This is a genomic window from Ruegeria sp. CL6 (assembly GCF_056536465.1).
In genome coordinates, this window is sequence record NZ_JBQFPR010000006.1 from 1 (window position 1) to 16,591 (window position 16,591).

17 protein-coding genes and 1 tRNA gene are annotated in these 16,591 nt (G+C 59.9%); 7 read left to right on the forward strand and 11 right to left on the reverse strand.

Annotated features, from left to right (window positions below):
- The first annotated feature begins 34 nt into the window (after positions 1-34).
- The 3 genes from ACR0LH_RS16225 to ACR0LH_RS16235 all read left to right on the forward strand — a co-directional run bounded on the left by ACR0LH_RS16225 (position 35) and on the right by ACR0LH_RS16235 (position 820).
- A tRNA-Met gene (locus ACR0LH_RS16225) sits at positions 35-111 on the forward strand.
- A 233-nt stretch (positions 112-344) separates the two neighbouring features.
- The gene (locus ACR0LH_RS16230) at positions 345-575 is read left to right on the forward strand and encodes a DUF1127 domain-containing protein (protein ID WP_480721676.1); all 231 of its coding nucleotides are present in this window, start codon (positions 345-347) and stop codon (positions 573-575) included.
- A gap of 41 nt (positions 576-616) precedes the next feature.
- Positions 617-820, forward strand: coding sequence for a hypothetical protein (locus ACR0LH_RS16235; RefSeq protein WP_480721677.1), 204 nt, complete (start codon positions 617-619; stop codon positions 818-820).
- An 87-nt stretch (positions 821-907) separates the two neighbouring features.
- On the opposite strand, the gene ACR0LH_RS16240 is transcribed toward ACR0LH_RS16235, so the two are convergent.
- The 4 genes from ACR0LH_RS16240 to ACR0LH_RS16255 are packed head-to-tail and all read right to left on the reverse strand — an operon-like array spanning position 908 to position 4,398.
- Positions 908-2,050 (reverse strand): saccharopine dehydrogenase family protein, encoded by a 1,143-nt coding sequence (locus ACR0LH_RS16240; RefSeq protein WP_480721678.1) that lies wholly within the window; start codon positions 2,048-2,050, stop codon positions 908-910.
- A gap of 3 nt (positions 2,051-2,053) precedes the next feature.
- Positions 2,054-3,106, reverse strand: a complete 1,053-nt coding sequence (locus tag ACR0LH_RS16245) for a saccharopine dehydrogenase (protein WP_480721679.1) — start codon at positions 3,104-3,106, stop codon at positions 2,054-2,056.
- A gap of 14 nt (positions 3,107-3,120) precedes the next feature.
- Complete coding sequence (locus ACR0LH_RS16250) at positions 3,121-3,735, reverse strand: glutathione S-transferase family protein (protein ID WP_480721680.1); 615 nt, start codon at positions 3,733-3,735, stop codon at positions 3,121-3,123.
- A 12-nt stretch (positions 3,736-3,747) separates the two neighbouring features.
- The gene (locus ACR0LH_RS16255; RefSeq protein ID WP_170485847.1) at positions 3,748-4,398 is read right to left on the reverse strand and encodes a histidine phosphatase family protein; all 651 of its coding nucleotides are present in this window, start codon (positions 4,396-4,398) and stop codon (positions 3,748-3,750) included.
- 268 nt (positions 4,399-4,666) lie between these two features.
- Between ACR0LH_RS16255 and gcvT the strand changes: the two genes are divergently transcribed.
- From gcvT to gcvP, 3 genes are all read left to right on the forward strand, one after another.
- A complete protein-coding gene (gene gcvT, locus ACR0LH_RS16260) occupies positions 4,667-5,764 on the forward strand; it encodes a glycine cleavage system aminomethyltransferase GcvT (RefSeq protein ID WP_480721681.1) in 1,098 nt (365 codons plus the stop codon).
- Between the two features lie 18 nt (positions 5,765-5,782).
- Positions 5,783-6,148: a glycine cleavage system protein GcvH gene (gene gcvH, locus ACR0LH_RS16265; RefSeq protein ID WP_170388869.1), complete on the forward strand. Its 366-nt coding sequence runs from the start codon at positions 5,783-5,785 to the stop codon at positions 6,146-6,148.
- Between the two features lie 111 nt (positions 6,149-6,259).
- Positions 6,260-9,115 (forward strand): aminomethyl-transferring glycine dehydrogenase, encoded by a 2,856-nt coding sequence (gene gcvP / locus ACR0LH_RS16270; protein ID WP_480721682.1) that lies wholly within the window; start codon positions 6,260-6,262, stop codon positions 9,113-9,115.
- 29 nt (positions 9,116-9,144) lie between these two features.
- On the opposite strand, the gene ACR0LH_RS16275 is transcribed toward gcvP, so the two are convergent.
- Positions 9,145-10,386, reverse strand: a complete 1,242-nt coding sequence (locus tag ACR0LH_RS16275; RefSeq protein WP_480721683.1) for a cytochrome-c peroxidase — start codon at positions 10,384-10,386, stop codon at positions 9,145-9,147.
- A 42-nt stretch (positions 10,387-10,428) separates the two neighbouring features.
- On the opposite strand from ACR0LH_RS16275, the gene ACR0LH_RS16280 reads away from it, so the two are divergent.
- Entirely contained in the window at positions 10,429-10,899 is a 471-nt protein-coding gene (locus tag ACR0LH_RS16280; RefSeq protein WP_170485844.1) for a tetratricopeptide repeat protein, read from the forward strand.
- A 30-nt stretch (positions 10,900-10,929) separates the two neighbouring features.
- Here ACR0LH_RS16280 and ACR0LH_RS16285 read toward each other — a convergent pair whose 3' ends face one another.
- The 6 genes from ACR0LH_RS16285 to ACR0LH_RS16310 are packed head-to-tail and all read right to left on the reverse strand — an operon-like array spanning position 10,930 to position 16,507.
- Positions 10,930-11,991, reverse strand: a complete 1,062-nt coding sequence (locus ACR0LH_RS16285; RefSeq protein WP_170415834.1) for a TRAP transporter substrate-binding protein — start codon at positions 11,989-11,991, stop codon at positions 10,930-10,932.
- A gap of 25 nt (positions 11,992-12,016) precedes the next feature.
- The gene (locus ACR0LH_RS16290; protein ID WP_170485843.1) at positions 12,017-13,306 is read right to left on the reverse strand and encodes a TRAP transporter large permease; all 1,290 of its coding nucleotides are present in this window, start codon (positions 13,304-13,306) and stop codon (positions 12,017-12,019) included.
- Positions 13,307-13,894, reverse strand: coding sequence for a TRAP transporter small permease (locus ACR0LH_RS16295; protein ID WP_480721685.1), 588 nt, complete (start codon positions 13,892-13,894; stop codon positions 13,307-13,309).
- Positions 13,895-13,947: 53 nt separating this feature from the next.
- A complete protein-coding gene (locus tag ACR0LH_RS16300) occupies positions 13,948-14,463 on the reverse strand; it encodes a flavin reductase family protein (protein WP_480721850.1) in 516 nt (171 codons plus the stop codon).
- Complete coding sequence (locus ACR0LH_RS16305; RefSeq protein ID WP_480721687.1) at positions 14,463-15,353, reverse strand: aldo/keto reductase; 891 nt, start codon at positions 15,351-15,353, stop codon at positions 14,463-14,465. Before ACR0LH_RS16305 ends, ACR0LH_RS16300 begins: the two co-directional genes overlap by 1 nt.
- Entirely contained in the window at positions 15,353-16,507 is a 1,155-nt protein-coding gene (locus tag ACR0LH_RS16310) for an LLM class flavin-dependent oxidoreductase (protein WP_170415826.1), read from the reverse strand. Before ACR0LH_RS16310 ends, ACR0LH_RS16305 begins: the two co-directional genes overlap by 1 nt.
- Positions 16,508-16,591 lie beyond the last annotated feature (84 nt).

Here is a 16,591-nt window from a genome sequence, read left to right on the forward strand (position 1 = left end):
ATTCTCTCTAACGATGATACAAATCTGACTCTGACGCGGGATGGAGCAGCCCGGTAGCTCGTCAGGCTCATAACCTGAAGGTCGTAGGTTCAAATCCTACTCCCGCAACCAGCGTCAGAAAACCCCAACACAGCCCGTGCAGACTACAATTGATCCACCGGATCAATCGCTTAACGTCTTCACCGCGTCAGCCTTATAAGCGCGGTGCCCGTTGCCCACATGCTGACGAAACATAGGTCAAACCGCCTAAACGGACCTTAATGTTCCGGTTCAGAAAAATTTAGAACCAACTCCCAAGTTTGAACTGTAACCAGAAACGCAGTTCGGTTTTCGAGGAGAGTTCTATGGAAGGTGCACAGGTTCTAAGACCATACAGAAACGTGTTTTCAGCTATGATTTCGGACTATGCCGAAGCAAGAACAGAACAGTTCAGGCGCAGGGTTTTCGCCAACACTGTAAAAGAGCTGGAGCGATTGAGCGATCGTCAATTGAACGACATCGGCGTCCCACGTGAACAGATAAAGCAAAGGGCATACCAGAGCGTCTATTTTGGCAATCCCTATCGCCAATCGTAGGAATGAGCGCCGCTGAGTTTAGGTAAAGGAGGTACTGAGAAATGTTTGATGCTGTTCGCCTAACCGACCAGACGGCACCGTCTGCGAGTGCCTTGCTCTTATTCGACAGGGCGATGAGAATTCGGGCTATTCGCTGCGATATTGTTCGTGCTGCCCAATATCTGGACCGTTTCAGCGATAAACAATTGTCCGAGTTCGGGATCAATCGCGCTGACATTGAGGACACGATTCAAAGGTATATTTGATAGCCTTGGGTGTTCCGCAATAGGTTAAGCGAAACTGGCAAGTTCAATAACGGTCAGTCCAGCGATCCTGGAATGACCGTTTTTTTGTCAGGCTTTGTGCTCAACGATCTGCAAGTGCTGAGCCAGCTTGTCGATCTCTGCCATCCAGCCTTGCACCAATTTGGGGTCGCTTGGGGCAGCGTGTACCCCGGCAGGAATTTCGCGTTTCAAGACAGACTCAACGGCCAGAGACACAGGGATCGACACCAGCCGAGCCATTGCGGTTCCGCGTTTGTCGCCCCAGGCGTCCATCACATAGGTCTTGTGCCAGACCTCGACGCCGTCTTTTTCAGCTTTCAGGCCCACGCACAGAACCACGCGGTCTGGCTCGCCTTCGTCATAGGCGTTTTCAGTCCAGAATTGATCCGACATCTCTTTCAGGCGCGCATCCCCTTCAGGGCCAGAGAGTGTTTCGATTTCCGTGAACACGTCCGACCAGGCATCCGCCCAACCGTTCAGGCGCAATGTGCCTCGGACGAATTCCTTGACCGGCCAGTGATCCTCGAAATGGTACTGGGCCATGAAAGGGATCGAGTCGCGGTTCGGGTAGACTTCAAAGCTCTCTGGGGTGGGCAGCGGTGCGATATAGCTGCTGATCGCGTCCCACGGGCGGGCGACGTCCAGCGGGGCGTAGTCGCGTATCGACTTCGACGGCGAGCGCAGCGCCTTGAGTACCCCAAGAGGAGACCAGCTGAACTTGTACCGGAATGGGTTGGGGTTCTTCGGGACACCGCCGCAATAAGAGATAAAGCTCAGCTGGTTTTGTGGGTCGAACGCATCCGAGGCGCGATAGTCGTCGACCAGGGCGTGTGCCATCAGATGGTCGATACCCGGATCAAGTCCGACTTCATTGACCAAGGCGACCCCGGCTGCGCGGGCCTTGTCGTCCAGCGCGCGCATTTCAGGCGCGATGTAGGAGGATGAGACGAAATTGGCCTGTTTCGAGATCGCCAGTTCTGCCAGCGGCACGTGCCAGTCGCCCGGCAACATGGATACGATCACATCGCCTTTTTCCAGCACTGCGCCCAAAGCGTCGATGTCAAAGGCGCGGATATCGTCGGTCAGGTCACCGACTTCGGCGCGGGCCTTGTCGATGGTCCGGTTCCAGACAGTGATCTTGTAGCCGCCTTCGATCAGGCGGCGCAGGCCGGGGATGGCCGACAGGCCGGTGCCACACCAGTGAATCGTCATCGCTCAGATCCCTTCGATATGAGTTTTGTAGGTTGCTTCTGCCCGACCCCAGACACCTCTGTCCAGATCGGTCAGGGTCAGCAGGGAGGGCAGCAGTTGCGCCGCGTAGTCTTCGGAACTTTCGACAGGCAGCATTGACGGCAGGTTGTCGATCGCCATGACATCCATAATCGGATCTGTGGCCACGCGCAGGGCGGGGGCGTCCCAAGTGGTTGCGCGGTCATAGACTGGCACCGGGTTGTAGTCGCTGTCCGGGTCACAGGCCACATCGCCAATGGCGGTCAGCTTACGTGGCGCGTTCAGTGCCTCACGCGGGACAAAGACCGGCGTGCCGGGACGCGCGAAGATGCAGTTCAGGAACAGGTCATGATCAAGGATTTCCGGGAAAGGCCCGCCGCTGGCGGTCTCGGCCATGTCCCATTTGGTAACGGAAACGCCCATCGCCTCGCACATATCCGCGGCGCCCGTGCCCACGCGCCCCAAAGCTCCGATAACGATGGCGCGGGGGCGGATGCCGGTGGCGTCTAGCTCGGCCAGCAATTCGGCGTTCAGCGCGTCTTTGTTCGGATAAACCCCGACCGGAGGGCATTCCTGCCCGCGTTGCTGTGCGGCCCATGTTTTCAGCGTCACCGCCGCGCCCGCGTAGCCTGCCCAATAGCCAAAGGCGGCGACCCGGCGGCCGTCTTCGCCGACCAGATATTCCAGATCATAAAGTGTACCGCCCCCGGCCTTGAAACGCTCCAGTAACGCGCGCCCTGAATGCTGCCCCTTATAGGCATGGCCGAACATGATGTGGCGATGGGGCAGGGGCGTGCCGTCCTCGGGCAGTTCCTTGAGGCCGAAGATGATCGCATCCAACTGGGCGTCGGGCCATGAATTCTCGGAGGCGATCTCGCAGCCTGCATCCTTGTAACCCTGCAGCGAGATCGCGCGCACGGAACTTTCCTCGACCGTCACACGGATACCTTCGGCGATCAGGGCTGCGGCGCCTTCGGGGGTCAACCCAACCCGTTCCTCGTTCGGGCGCTGTTCTGCCCGGACCCAGAGATGTGTCATTGTCGTTCCTTTTGTCAGAGCATTCCGGCGGCGCGTACGGCCTGCACCGACGGCCGCGCCTCCATCGCCTCGCGAAATGCGATGATTTTGGGAAAGGCTGCGACGTCCACGCCGTCGCCCTCTAGCCAGCTACACACCACGTAGAGGTAGACGTCAGCCAGCGAGATCGCCTCACCCAATACAAATGGCCCGCGCAAACCGTTCGCCGAGATATAGTCGCATGACGCAGTCATTGTCTGCGCCACCTTGCCCTGCATGTCCTTCCAACTGGACTTCTTGTCGGCCCAGCGTGCCCCTCGCATCTTGTGCGCGTGGTTCACATGCATGGTCGAGGCAAGGTAATACATCACCTCACGCATCCGCGCGGCCATAATCGGGTCAGACGGAACCAACCCGGCCTGCGGCGCAACAGCAGCGATATAATCCAGCAGCGCCCCCGTTTCGGTCAGAATACCCCCATCAACCACCAGCGCAGGCACGCGGCCTTTGGGATTGATCTGCTTGTAGGTGGGCTTGGTCTGCTCGCCGCCCGCAAAATCCAGCTTGATCGCCTCATACTCAAGCCCAGCTTCTTCCAGAGCGATGGCGACAGCGACCGAGATCGTGCGGGGGGCATAATAAAGCTGCATCGGAGCCTCCGGTTACAGGTGAGTCTGGGCGAATTGCCGGTCTGGGGCCTCCAGGTGCGGAACTGCGTTGAACAGCACCGGGGCAAGCTGCGTGCCGATCGGGTGCAGACGATGCACTGAGGTGTTCATGATGGCAAGCGCCACCCGCGCCATGGATGGAATATCCAACCCCATCGCCTGCCGCACCACCATCGAGATCAACCCGCCCGAGGTCACGACAATCGCAGGACCACCTTCAGTGCCGATGTCGCGCAGCGCACCAGACACGCGGTTTTCAAACTCCTCGAAGGTTTCCGGCGCACCGGTGATTTCACCCTTGGCCCATGCGTCAAAGGTGCGCGGCAGATGCTCGACAAACCCCTCGCGGTCGGTCGGAACTGCAATACCGTGTTGTTCTTCAAACAGCTTGGCAATGGTGAAATACTCAAGCTCGTTTAACCGCGCGTCCCGGGTCGGCTCTGGCAAACCCATGCTGGCGGCAGTTTCGACGTGGCGCGTGAGCGTTCCGCAAAAAACCCGCGGATAATGCGCGCGCGTATCCTGTAGATGAGCGCCCAACCAGCGGGCCTGCTGGTGGCCCAACTCGCTGAGCTTGTCATAGTTTATTTCGTCACGCGCGGCAGTGTTCGCTTGGCCGTGACGCACCAGTGTAATATGTGACATGACCGTCCCTCTTGGGCGGAGTCTTAGGGCAGGTTACCGGTCGGGGCCAGAGCCGTTCGACCGGTGTTGGAAAATAATTCTTTTTGTCAGAATGTCTTGCCCAACGCTGACCTAGTCGTGATACATTTCGTGCAGCGCGAGTGTTGCGTAACGGAAAAAAGTTTCCTATACGCTACAAATCTGCTGTATGCCCCCGTATGCGACCGGCTGGGCGACCATTGCTTTTTGTACAGCATTGACTGACAACGGGTTTGGAAGGGTCACGGATATGACTGACGCACCGAAACGCACTCCGCTTTATGATCTTCACGTCGAGCTTGGCGGAAAGATGGTCGATTTTGCGGGCTGGGAAATGCCGGTTCAGTACCCGCTGGGGATAATGGGTGAGCACAAACAGTGCCGGGAAAAGGCGGCTGTGTTCGATGTCAGCCACATGGGGCAGGTGATCCTGCGTGGCGACAATGTGGGCGAGAAGCTGGAAACGCTCTGCCCGCAAGCCTATGCGACGCTGAAAGAAGGCAAGGCGCGCTACGGTTTTTTCACGAATGCCGAAGGCGGAATCATGGACGACCTGATCGTGTCGAATGCGGGCGATCACTATTTTGTCGTCGTGAACGCAGCGCTGCGCCATCAGGACATTCCGCATATGCGCGATAATCTGGACGGCGTCGAAGTGATCGAGATTTTCGACCGCGCGTTGGTGGCTGTACAAGGCCCCAAGGCCGAAGATGTTGTCGGTGCGCTCTGCCCGGCGGCACGAGACCTGAAGTTCATGGAAACCACCGTTGCCGATATCAACGGCGTAGAATGCCGGATCTCGCGTCTGGGTTATACCGGCGAAGATGGATATGAAATCTCGATCCCCGAGGACAGCGCGATCGAGATTACGCGCGCGTTTCTTGCGCACGAAGATTGCGAACCGGCTGGCCTTGGCGCACGCGATAGTCTGCGGCTGGAGGCTGGGCTGTGCCTGTATGGTAACGACATCGACCAGACGACCTCACCCATCGAAGCGTCGCTGGGATGGGCCATCCAGAAACGCCGCAAGGAAGAGGGTGGATTTCCGGGCGCAGACCGTATTCAGCGCGAACTGGCCGATGGCCCCGCGCGCAAGCTGGTCGGCATCAAGCCCGAGGGCCGCGCGCCTGCCCGTCAGGGCGTTGAAATCCAATGTGCCGAGGGCAACACGATCGGCCAGATCACGTCCGGCGGGTTTGGCCCAACGGTCGGCGGGCCGGTCGCGATGGGTTGTGTCTCTGCCGGTCATGCCGCGCCGGGCGAGACCGTGAACCTGATCATCCGAGGCAAGCCGCAACCCGCGCAGATCGCGGCGCTGCCCTTCGTCACCCAGAATTACAAGCGTTGAAGTCAGGAGAGAGACAAGATGGCAACCTATTATTCCGAAGAGCACGAGTGGATCGATGTTGACGGCGACACAGCTACGCTGGGCATCACCAAACACGCGGCCGAGCAATTGGGCGATGTGGTCTTCGTGGAGCAGCAGGAAGTAGGCGAAGAATTCGCCAAAGACGGCGAGATCGGCGTGATTGAATCCGTCAAGGCGGCCTCGGAACTCTACGCGCCAGTTGATGGCGAGATCATCGAGGTGAACGAAACGCTGGCGGACAATCCCGGCGCGCTGAACGAAGATCCCGAGGGCGAAGCCTGGATCTACAAGATCAAGATCACTGACGCCTCGCAGCTCGAAGATTTGATGGACGAAGCCGGCTACAAAGACTTCATCGGCTAAACCCGAAGGGCGGCTCCTTGCAAGGATCCGCCCCTTCATCTGGCTAAAAATATCCCCGCCGGAGGCTCCCTCACTCTCCGCCGGACCTGACCATATGACAGGAGCGCAACGATGGCCTTCAAACTGACCGATTACGAAGCCTATGACTTCGCCAACCGTCGCCATATCGGACCCAGCCCGACCGAGATGCGCGACATGCTCAAGGTGATCGGCTTCAAGACGCTGGACCAACTGATCGACGCCACCGTTCCGCCTGAGATCCGCCAGACCGAACCGCTGGATTGGGGTCCGGCAATGACGGAACGCGACGCGCTCTTTCACATGAAAGAGGTTGCGAGCAAGAACAAGGTTCTGACCTCGCTGATCGGTCAGGGGTACTACGGCACGACAACGCCTGCGCCGATCCTGCGCAACATTCTGGAAAACCCGGCCTGGTACACCGCCTACACCCCCTATCAGCCCGAGATCAGCCAGGGGCGTCTTGAGGCGCTGCTGAACTTCCAGACCATGGTCAGCGACCTGACCGGGCTGGACGTAGCCAACGCCTCGCTGCTGGACGAAGCCACAGCCGCAGCCGAGGCCATGGCGATGGCCAAACGCGGCGGTCGGTCCAAGGCCAACAATGCGGCCTTTTTTGTCGACCGCAACTGCCACCCGCAGACCATTGCGGTGATCAAAACCCGGGCTGAACCTCTGGGCATCGACGTGCAGGTGGGCGATCCGGACCAACTGGAAGCGGGCGCGGTCTTTGGCGCGATCTTCCAATACCCCGGCACCCACGGCCATGTCCGTGATTTCTCGGCCGAGATCGCGGCGCTGCATGAACACAAGGCCATCGCTATCGTCGCTGCCGACATCCTGTCGCTGGCGCTGCTGAAATCGCCCGGTGAAATGGGCGCGGATATCGCCATCGGCTCGACCCAGCGTTTCGGCGTGCCGATGGGGTACGGTGGCCCGCACGCCGCGTATATGGCGACCACCGACAAGCTCAAGCGCGCGATGCCGGGCCGGATCATCGGTGTCAGCATCGACAGCCGGGGCAACAAGGCGTACCGGCTTGCCCTGCAAACCCGCGAACAACATATCCGGCGTGAAAAGGCGAACTCGAACGTCTGCACCGCGCAGGCGCTGCTGGCCGTTATTGCCTCGATGTATGCGGTTTATCACGGCCCGGATGGGATCAAGGCCATCGCGCAATCGGTGCACCGCAAAACCTCGCGTCTGGCCGTTGGGCTGGAGGAAGCCGGATTTGCCGTTGAACCCGAAGTGTTTTTTGACACGATCACGGTTGAGGTCGGCCACCTGCAAAAGACAGTCATGGAGGCAGCCGTCGCCCGAGGCGTTAACCTGCGCAAGGTGGGCGAGACTAAGGTCGGCATCAGCCTGGACGAACAGACCCGTGCCGAAACGATTGAGGCCGTCTGGGGTGCCTTCGGTATCGACCGCAATGATGACAGCTCGAACAAGCAATACCGCCTGCCCGATTACGCCCTGCGCGAAACGCCGTACCTGACCCACCCGATTTTCCACAAGAACCGGGCCGAGGCCGAGATGACCCGCTATATGCGTCGTCTGGCTGACCGCGACCTGGCGCTGGACCGGGCGATGATTCCGCTGGGCTCGTGCACCATGAAGCTGAACGCCACGATCGAAATGATCCCAGTCACATGGCCCGAATTCGGCAACCTGCACCCCTTTGTTCCCGAAGATCAGGCGCAGGGCTATCATGAGATGATTGCCGACCTGAACGACAAGCTGTGCCAGATCACCGGCTATGACGCGATCTCGCAGCAACCCAACTCGGGCGCGCAGGGGGAATATGCGGGCTTGCTGACCATCCGTAACTATCACTTTGCGCGCGGCGAAGGGCACCGCAATGTCTGCCTGATCCCGACCTCGGCGCACGGGACCAACCCGGCCTCGGCGCAGATGGTGGGCTGGCAGGTTGTGCCGGTGCAATCGGATGAGAACGGCAATATCGACCTGAATGACTTCCGCGCCAAGGCCGAGAAGCATTCCGATCATCTGGCCGGTTGCATGATCACCTACCCTTCGACTCATGGCGTGTTCGAGACCACCGTGCAGGAGGTCTGCCAGATCACCCATGACCACGGCGGCCAAGTCTATATCGACGGCGCCAACATGAACGCCATGGTCGGCCTGTCGCGTCCGGGGGATATTGGCGGTGACGTCAGCCACCTGAACCTGCACAAGACCTTCTGCATCCCGCATGGCGGTGGCGGCCCCGGTATGGGTCCGATCGGCGTCAAGGCGCACCTTGAGGAACACCTGCCCGGCCACCCGGAATATGGCACCGCAGTCGGCCCGGTCTCCGCCGCGCCCTTTGGCTCGCCTTCGATCCTGCCGGTCTCATGGGCCTATGTGCTGCTGATGGGTGGTGCGGGTCTGACGCAGGCCACGAAAGTGGCCATCCTGAACGCCAACTACATCGCCGCACGGCTGAAGGATGCCTATCCGATCCTCTATACCTCCGAGACCGGTCGGGTGGCGCATGAATGCATCCTCGACACCCGGCCGCTGGACGCCGAGGCGCATGTGACCGTGGACGATGTTGCCAAGCGTCTGGTCGATTCAGGCTTCCACGCCCCAACGATGAGCTGGCCGGTCGCGGGCACCCTGATGGTGGAACCCACCGAGTCGGAACCCAAGGATGAGCTGGACCGCTTCTGCGACGCCATGCTGTCCATCCGGGCCGAGGCGCAGGATATAATCGATGGCAAGATCGACGCGGAAAACAACCCGCTCAAAAACGCCCCGCACACGGTGCGTGATCTGGTCGGCGACTGGGACCGCCCCTATACCCGTGAACAGGCGTGTTTCCCTCCGGGTTCCATGGGCGTCGACAAATACTGGTCGCCGGTCAACCGCGTCGATAACGCGTACGGGGACCGAAACCTCGTCTGCACATGCCCGCCCATGTCGGACTATGAGGAAGCCGCAGAGTAACGAGAACCCCGCCACGCGCGGGGTTTTTCTTAGGGTTGGAAATTGTCGGGCACGCCGAATGCCGGCGTGTCCACGCTCGTCCCGGTCAACGCGTTCAGAAACGCCACGAGGTTTTGGATATCCGCGTCCGATAGCGTAAGCGGCGTGATGTCGATCGCGCGGCGCTGACGTTCCATTTCCAACCTGTCATCCCAGACCACGAAATCGGCTTTGTGCAGCCAGGGCACCTTGGGCAAAGCTGCCATGTCGCGCGTCCATTGTGACAGGCTGCGTTCCGGGTCCAGATGATGGCGGATCATGCTTTCCAGATCGGGGAAAGCCCCGTTATGTCCATATGGCGCGGTCAGATCTACATTGCGCAGCATCGGTGTGCGAAAGCGATAAGCGTCCTCTAGCCGGTCGCTTTCCCCCATGCGCCCGACGTCGCGCACGTAGGGGTCCCATTGCCGGGTGCGGCCCGGACCGAAGGGCGGCAAGGCCAGCGCGTGGAACTGTTGATCTGACATTAACGGACCGGAATGGCAGGTGGAACACTGGGCCTTGCCGTAGAACAGGGCCATCCCGTCCTTCTGGGCAGGTGTCAGGGCGTTGGCGTCGCCTGCAAGATATTGATCGAACGGGCTGTCCGTGCTGCGCCACTCAACTGCCATGAACGCGGCCAGCGCGTTTGCGATCTGAGTGATCGTGATGTCCTCGGCCGTGTAGACCTCATCAAAGGCGGCGACCATCGCTGGGCCATAGCGCGGATCGGTGCGCACCCGTTTGGCAAGGATCGGCCAGCCCAGATCAATCCGGTCAGCAACGGCTCCGGTCACCTGATTTTCACCGACATTTCCGGCCATTTCAAACTGCGAGGTCAGCGGGAACAATGCTTGCGCGGCCAGTAGTGAGTTCAGACCCTCAGGCAACCACTCCTGCGCAGGGGAGTTAAATCCGTTGCCGAAAACGTCCGAGATACTCAGGCGGCCATCGTGGAAGACCGTGTGAATGTCCTTGGCCCCAAGGTTCCAAAGACCGGGCGAGTTGCGCGGAATGCGTTTGCGGATTTTTTCCGCTCCGGCGCCGGGCGTACGATCTGGCCCCAGACCTTGGCCGCCTTCACCGATGCCCAGAGACACCCCGTCGGAGGTGCCGAAATCGGGATGGTGGCAATGGGCGCAGGCGATGTTCTGATTGCCTGACAGGATGGGATCGTAAAACAGTTGATGACCGATGGCGGCCTGTTCCATATCAAAGGGGATAAAGTCATCATCGGTCAGCGGACGCGGCAAATCCTGCGCTGCTGCCGCACTGACGAAAAGGAAGAAAGCCCCATGCGCCAGCTTGTATTTGCCCTTTGCCTTTTTGCATCCCCGGCGCTGGCCGAACTGGAACAGGCCCGCGACATGATGGAAGCCGGTGAATTTGAAGCCGCGCGCGAGGAACTGCTGCCAGCGGCGCGGTCCGGCAACGCCGAGGCCGAGGAATTGATCGGCGTGATGTACGGTCTCGGGCTGGGGGTCGAGCAGGACTATGAACGTGCGTTTGAATGGTATCTGCGTGCCTCGATGAAAGGGCATCCGGGTGCTCAGTCGGGTATCGGCTGGTATTATGAGCTGGGTTTGGGCATGCCCGCGCCCGATCTGGTGCGGGCCTATATGTGGTACACGCTCAGCGCCATCGGCGGCGATCCCGATGCGGCGATCAGCCTTGAAGAAGTGGTCAAGAAAATGTCGCCGGAGCAGATCGAAAGGGCGCATGTTCTGGTGAATGACTACAAAGGGTGGATGTACCCGTTTCGGTGAGGGCCGGACGCAGCGCCCGGCCCTGTTCGCTTAGTTCAGGTCCGCATCGCGCGACGCATTGATGTCGGCCTCAGCTTCGGCAACCGCCTCGGTCAGTGCGTTGAACACCTCATCCCCGCGGCCAACATTGGTCTGGAACCACTCGTAGACGGGGGTTGCGGCCTCTTTGAATGCGGCCTTCTGATCGGGGGTAGGCACATAGAGGTCACCGCCACCGGCGACAAAGTCCTCATAGGCCTGGATCGACTTGCGCTTGGGCGAGGCAAACGTGGCTTGTTGCAGCGCATAGAACCCGTCGACCACCACACGGCGCAAGTCTTCGGGCATCTCCTGGAACTTGGCGTTATTCATCCACCACAGCGCACCCATATAGGCGTGGCCGTCCAGCGTGACATATTGCAGACCCGCATCGGGGAATTTCATGCCCATGATGTCGGTGATGCCGTTCTTGGAACCCTCAACCACACCGGTCTGGAAGCTGGTGAACAGCTCAGGCCACGGGATAGGCGTGGGCGACGCACCCAGCGCTTTGACCAGTTCCTGCGGCAGGTCGGCGACCACAGTGCGGATCTTCAGACCTTCCATATCAGCAGGCTCAGCAATCCGACGCTGCGTGTTGGCAAAGTTGCGCCAGCCGCCTGTGTTGCCGATGGTCATCAGGCGGATCGCGCCACCGGAATCCTCAAGGGCCATTTCGCGCATCTTGCGTGTGAAATCGCCGGACAGCACGTGCTCGGCCACGCGGTCATCGGCCATCAGGTAGGGCAGGTCCAGAACCTGAACATAGGGGAAGATGCCCGACGCACCGCCCGAGGTAGAGATGTAGATGTCGATGGTGCCGTCGGCCACGCCTTGCAGACATTCAGCGCCGTTCGAGCAAAGCTGGGTTCCGATGAAAAGTTCCACCTCAATCGCGCCGTTCGATGCGGCTTCGACATAGTTCTTGAAGACGATCAGGCCGTCATAGTCTTCGTCATTTTCATTCGAGTTCGCAGTGGCGCGCAGGGTGAAATCTGCGGCGGTGGCGGCAAGTGCGGATGCGGCCAGCACCGAGGTGGCCACCGCAGCGGTTTTGATAAAGTCTCTGAGCATTCGTTTCCTCCCTGTGATACTCAGTTCAGTTTGCAAATCCCGTTATCCTCGGGATCGTCATGGATAGTGCGGGGACATAGGTGATCAGGAAGATCACTATGATTTCGACAGCCAGAAACGGCAGGATCGCCTTGGCAATGGTCTCGACCTTTTCACGTGACACGGCGGCGGCGACGAACAGGACCAGCCCCATGGGTGGCGTCGCAAGGCCGACGGTCAGGTTGACGCTCATGATAATGGCAAAGTGGATCGGGTCCACGCCGAGGCTGGTGAAGATTGGCGCAAGGATGGGGCCAAGGATGATGATCGCCGGGCCTGCGTCCAGGAACATGCCGACGACAAACAGCAGCAGGTTGATCAGGAACAACAGGATCAACGGGTTTTCCGACAGGCCAAGGATCAGCGCTGCCAGTTGTTCCGGTGCGTGGCTCAGGCTGACAACCGTCTTGAACGCCATCGCCGCACCGACCAGCAGCAAGACGACCGCCGAGGTTAGACCCGCATTGCTGAGAATCTCGGGCACCTCTTTCAGGGTCAGCGTGCGCAGGACGAAGAAGCCGATGATGAAGGCATAGCCTACGGCCACGGCTGCGGCCTCGGTCGGGGTAAAGATACCACCAAGGATACCGCCCAGAATAATCACGGGCGTCAGCAGCGGAAAGAATGCCTTGAGGCTGGCCTGACGACGCTCGGGCCACGTGTATTTGCGGCTGGCAACGGGGAAGTCGTATTTGTCAGCCATGACCTTGATCATCAGCATCAGACCAACGCCGACCATCACGCCCGGCACGATACCCGCAAGGAACAGGGCCGCCACGCTTTCACCCATCACATAGGCATAGATGATCATAATCCCCGAGGGTGGAATGATCGGCCCGATCACCGAACTGGCCGCGGTGATCGCGGCGGCGAATTTACGGGTATAGCCCTGCTTCTCCATCGCCGGGATCAGCATCGACCCCAGCGCCGAGGTGTCTGCCACCGCCGAGCCGGACAGACCGGCGAACAGGATCGAACTCAGCACGTTCACATGGGCCAGGCCGCCCCGGAAGTGACCCATCAACGCCTGAGAGAACTCGACCAGACGGATGGTGATGCCGCCGCGGTTCATCAGCTCTCCGGCCAGCATGAAAAAGGGGATCGCCATCAGCGGGAAGCTGTCCATGCCGTTGTAGACGTTCCGGTACAGCAACGTGATGTCGTTGGTCTGACCATTCAGCCACAGCAAAATGCCGGGCGCGGCCAAAAGCGCGAAAAAGACCGGCAGGCCGATCATCAGGAAAATCAGGAAGGTGGGCAGGAACCAGATCAGCATCTATTCAGCCCCCACCGGTCCGTCTGCGATATCGGGCAGCAGGTCTCCGCCCCCCATCAGAGTCACGATGGACCGCAGGATCAACTCGATATTCACCGCGATCAGTAGGATCACCCCGACCAGCAGCGAGGCCATCATCCAGCTACGCGGGACGCGGTACCATTCGTCGAACCCGAAGGAGGTAGGGATATACAGCGCGGCCGTCGCGAACTTGCCGCCAAATCCGGTGACTTCGGACCAGCCGATATTGACCGCGACGAGCAGAACGGCCAGCGAGACGATCAGCAAAAACAAGGTCAGCAATTGGCCCAGAGCACGCGGCAGCATCATGGGCACCATGTCGATCGCCACGAACCCGCCACGCCGGAACGCAGTGGGGGCCATCAGGCCGGTCATCCACAACATACAGAACCGCGCGGCCTCGTCCGGCCAGGGTAGGGCGTTGCCAAGAACGTATCGGAAGAACACCTGAATCAGGATTGCGATCACCATCAATGCAATCGCAACAACGCCAACCGCGCGGCCAAAACGCAGCACGGTTTCGTTCACGAATGCAATCGGCGCAAGCACCGATGCCAGTCCGCTCATGCGGATCCTCCCTTGTCCAGCCGCGGGTTTGCCCCACGGTCGTCAGATCGCGCTTAGTGCTGCGCGAATTGGCCGAGTTTCCCGGCATAGAAGGTCAGCGCGTCTCCATCCGCCATGCTGACCTTGAGAACTTTGCCCACGACAATCACGTGGTCGCCTGCATCGTGATAGGCGTGCTGTTCACATTCAAACCGCGCCAGACAGTCCGGCAGCAGCGGTGTTCCGTTGCCGCACCGGTCGTGATCAATGTCGCGCAGCGCAAACGCGTCTTTCGAGCACCCGAAACACAGCTCGGCCTGTTCCGACGATAGCACGTGCACACTGAAATGGCGTGCCTTGTGGAAATAGGGGAAACGTCGCGAGCTGCGGTCTCCGGCCCACATGATCAGCGGCGGATCCAGCGACAGGGACGAAAAGCTGTTGGCGGTGATGCAGACAGGGCCGTCATCGCTGCTGCAGGTGACAACGGTAACGCCGGTGGCGAACCGGCCAAAGGCGTCGCGCAAAGTGCGGGTGTCGTCCTTATGTGGGACGAATGTGTGGGTCATGTCCTTTGAGATTGCGTTCATCATGGTACCTCATGCCCCAGTGCCGCCTCGTACAGGCGGAACCAGCTTTCGCGATCCAGATTGACTTTCAGTGCGTCCGAGATGGTCTTGATCCGGGCCAGATTGTTGGTGCCCATCACCGGAAGGATACCTGCCGGGTGCGCCAGCAGGAACGCAACGGCCACCGCCGCGCGGTCTACGCCGAATTCAGCCGCGATCTCGTCTGCAACGTTGCCGACCGGAGGGTTTCCGGCCATCAGCAGCCCGCCCCCAAGCGGCGACCACGCCATCACGGGCTGACCATGCTGCTGGTGAAAGGCCAGATCGCCATTGGTAAAGGGGCCGATCTGACCCAGAGAAATCTCGATCTGGTTGGTGACCAATTGGGTCTTCATCGCCGATTGCAGCAGCGACCAGTCCCAGGGGCGGAAGTTCGATACGCCGACCGCGCCGACCTTGCCGCTGGAGACAACCTCATCCAGCGCGGCTCCGGTTTCGTGGTGATCCATGAACGGATCGGGGCGGTGGATCAGCAGCAGATCGATATGGTCGATCGCCATCTCGGTCAAAGAGGTCTCGACCGATTTCAGGATGTGGGCGCGCGAGGTGTCGTAGTATTTGACCTTCGCGTCCGAATAGCGCCCGATCGGAGCCACGATATCGCACTTGGTGACGATCTCCATCTTCGCACGCAGCGCGGGATTGGCGCGTAGGGCATTGCCCAGCACCGCCTCGGCCCCGTAATCGCCATAGATATCCGCCTGATCGAAACTGGTGATGCCCTGATCCAGACAGGCTTGAATCTTGGCCTCGACATGAGCTGCCGACGTGTCGCTGTCATCGCCCAGCCGCCACATGCCGTAGACAAGGCGGCTCATTTCCAGCGTGTCGGATAGTTTTACACGTTGCATCAGCGACGAACTCCGTTGCCCAGCGGGGTGGCCGGGGTCATTGCAGGCACGCGCCCATAGGCTTCGGGCAGCGAGCAGGTTTTCAGGTTGGGCATGACACGTGCACCAAAGTGCTTTGCCTCATCCATGTGGGGATAGCCCGAGAAGATGAAGGCGCGGATGCCCATCTTTTGGTATTCTTCGATCTTGGACATGACCTGATCGGTTGACCCGACCAAAGCCGCGCCGCAGCCGGATCGCGCGCGGCCTACGCCAGTCCACAGACCGGGTTCGACATAGCCATACTCATCCGCCAGATCGCGGTTCTTGGCCTGATGCGCCACACCCAGAGAGGTTGCGTCCAGCGCCCGTTCCCGGATCGCCCGGCCATATTCGTCGTCCAGTTTCGAGACGATGTAATCCGCATATTCCTGCGCCTCGGCCTCGGTATCGCGGACGATCATGTGCACGCGCAACCCGTAGTCCAGCGTGCGGTTATAGTTTTCAGCCACCGCGTGGACTGCCTTCATCCGCTCTGCCAGTTGATCCTTGGTTTCGGGCCACATCAGGTAGACGTCGCAATGCTCGCCACACAGGTCCAGCGCGGACGGAGAATACCCTCCGAAGTACAGCAGCGGACCGCCGGTCTGATAAGGCTTGGCCGGATCGGTGGTCAGGCCCGAGAAATTGTAAACCTCGCCCGCATGGTTGATCTCGTCCTGAGTCCACGCCTGTTTCAGGATCTCGACCACTTCGCGCGAGCGCTGATAGCGGAACGCGCTGTCGGCTTTCTCGCCGGGGAAGTCGGACGAGATGATGTTCACCGTCAGCCGCCCTTGCAACATGTGATCCAGCGTCGCGATGGTCCGGGCCAGCATGATGGGCTGCATTTCGCCGCAGCGCACGGCGGCCAGCAGGTTGATCTTTTCCGTAATCGGCGCGCAACCAGCGACAAAGCTCAGCGTGTCCTGACCGACCTGATAGGACGACGGGCACAGGATGTTGCGGAACCCTTGCGCTTCGGCTTCTTTGACGATGCCGGAACAATGCGCCCAGCTCGACCGCAGGTCGCCGTCCGGCACGCCCAGAAACTGGTAATCGTCCGAACACAGCGCGGCGAACCACGATACCTCGGCCGCATCCAGATCGGGGGATGTGATGGGGACGATGGTCATTTGATTCGTTCTCCGTGCATCTTTTGACTTTCCTCTTGCGTAGCAATCGCATTGATGTAGATCAATAGTGTATCAATTTTTCCC

Coding starts and splice junctions, on each gene's coding strand:
- ACR0LH_RS16230 (WP_480721676.1), top strand. CDS start 345: ATGGAAGGTGCACAGGTTCTAAGACCATACAGAAACGTGTTTTCAGCT.
- ACR0LH_RS16235 (WP_480721677.1), top strand. CDS start 617: ATGTTTGATGCTGTTCGCCTAACCGACCAGACGGCACCGTCTGCGAGT.
- ACR0LH_RS16240 (WP_480721678.1), bottom strand. CDS start 2,050: ATGACGATTCACTGGTGTGGCACCGGCCTGTCGGCCATCCCCGGCCTG.
- ACR0LH_RS16245 (WP_480721679.1), bottom strand. CDS start 3,106: ATGACACATCTCTGGGTCCGGGCAGAACAGCGCCCGAACGAGGAACGG.
- ACR0LH_RS16250 (WP_480721680.1), bottom strand. CDS start 3,735: ATGCAGCTTTATTATGCCCCCCGCACGATCTCGGTCGCTGTCGCCATC.
- ACR0LH_RS16255 (WP_170485847.1), bottom strand. CDS start 4,398: ATGTCACATATTACACTGGTGCGTCACGGCCAAGCGAACACTGCCGCG.
- gcvT (WP_480721681.1), top strand. CDS start 4,667: ATGACTGACGCACCGAAACGCACTCCGCTTTATGATCTTCACGTCGAG.
- gcvH (WP_170388869.1), top strand. CDS start 5,783: ATGGCAACCTATTATTCCGAAGAGCACGAGTGGATCGATGTTGACGGC.
- gcvP (WP_480721682.1), top strand. CDS start 6,260: ATGGCCTTCAAACTGACCGATTACGAAGCCTATGACTTCGCCAACCGT.
- ACR0LH_RS16280 (WP_170485844.1), top strand. CDS start 10,429: ATGCGCCAGCTTGTATTTGCCCTTTGCCTTTTTGCATCCCCGGCGCTG.
- ACR0LH_RS16285 (WP_170415834.1), bottom strand. CDS start 11,991: ATGCTCAGAGACTTTATCAAAACCGCTGCGGTGGCCACCTCGGTGCTG.
- ACR0LH_RS16290 (WP_170485843.1), bottom strand. CDS start 13,306: ATGCTGATCTGGTTCCTGCCCACCTTCCTGATTTTCCTGATGATCGGC.
- ACR0LH_RS16295 (WP_480721685.1), bottom strand. CDS start 13,894: ATGAGCGGACTGGCATCGGTGCTTGCGCCGATTGCATTCGTGAACGAA.
- ACR0LH_RS16300 (WP_480721850.1), bottom strand. CDS start 14,463: ATGAACGCAATCTCAAAGGACATGACCCACACATTCGTCCCACATAAG.
- ACR0LH_RS16305 (WP_480721687.1), bottom strand. CDS start 15,353: ATGCAACGTGTAAAACTATCCGACACGCTGGAAATGAGCCGCCTTGTC.
- ACR0LH_RS16310 (WP_170415826.1), bottom strand. CDS start 16,507: ATGACCATCGTCCCCATCACATCCCCCGATCTGGATGCGGCCGAGGTA.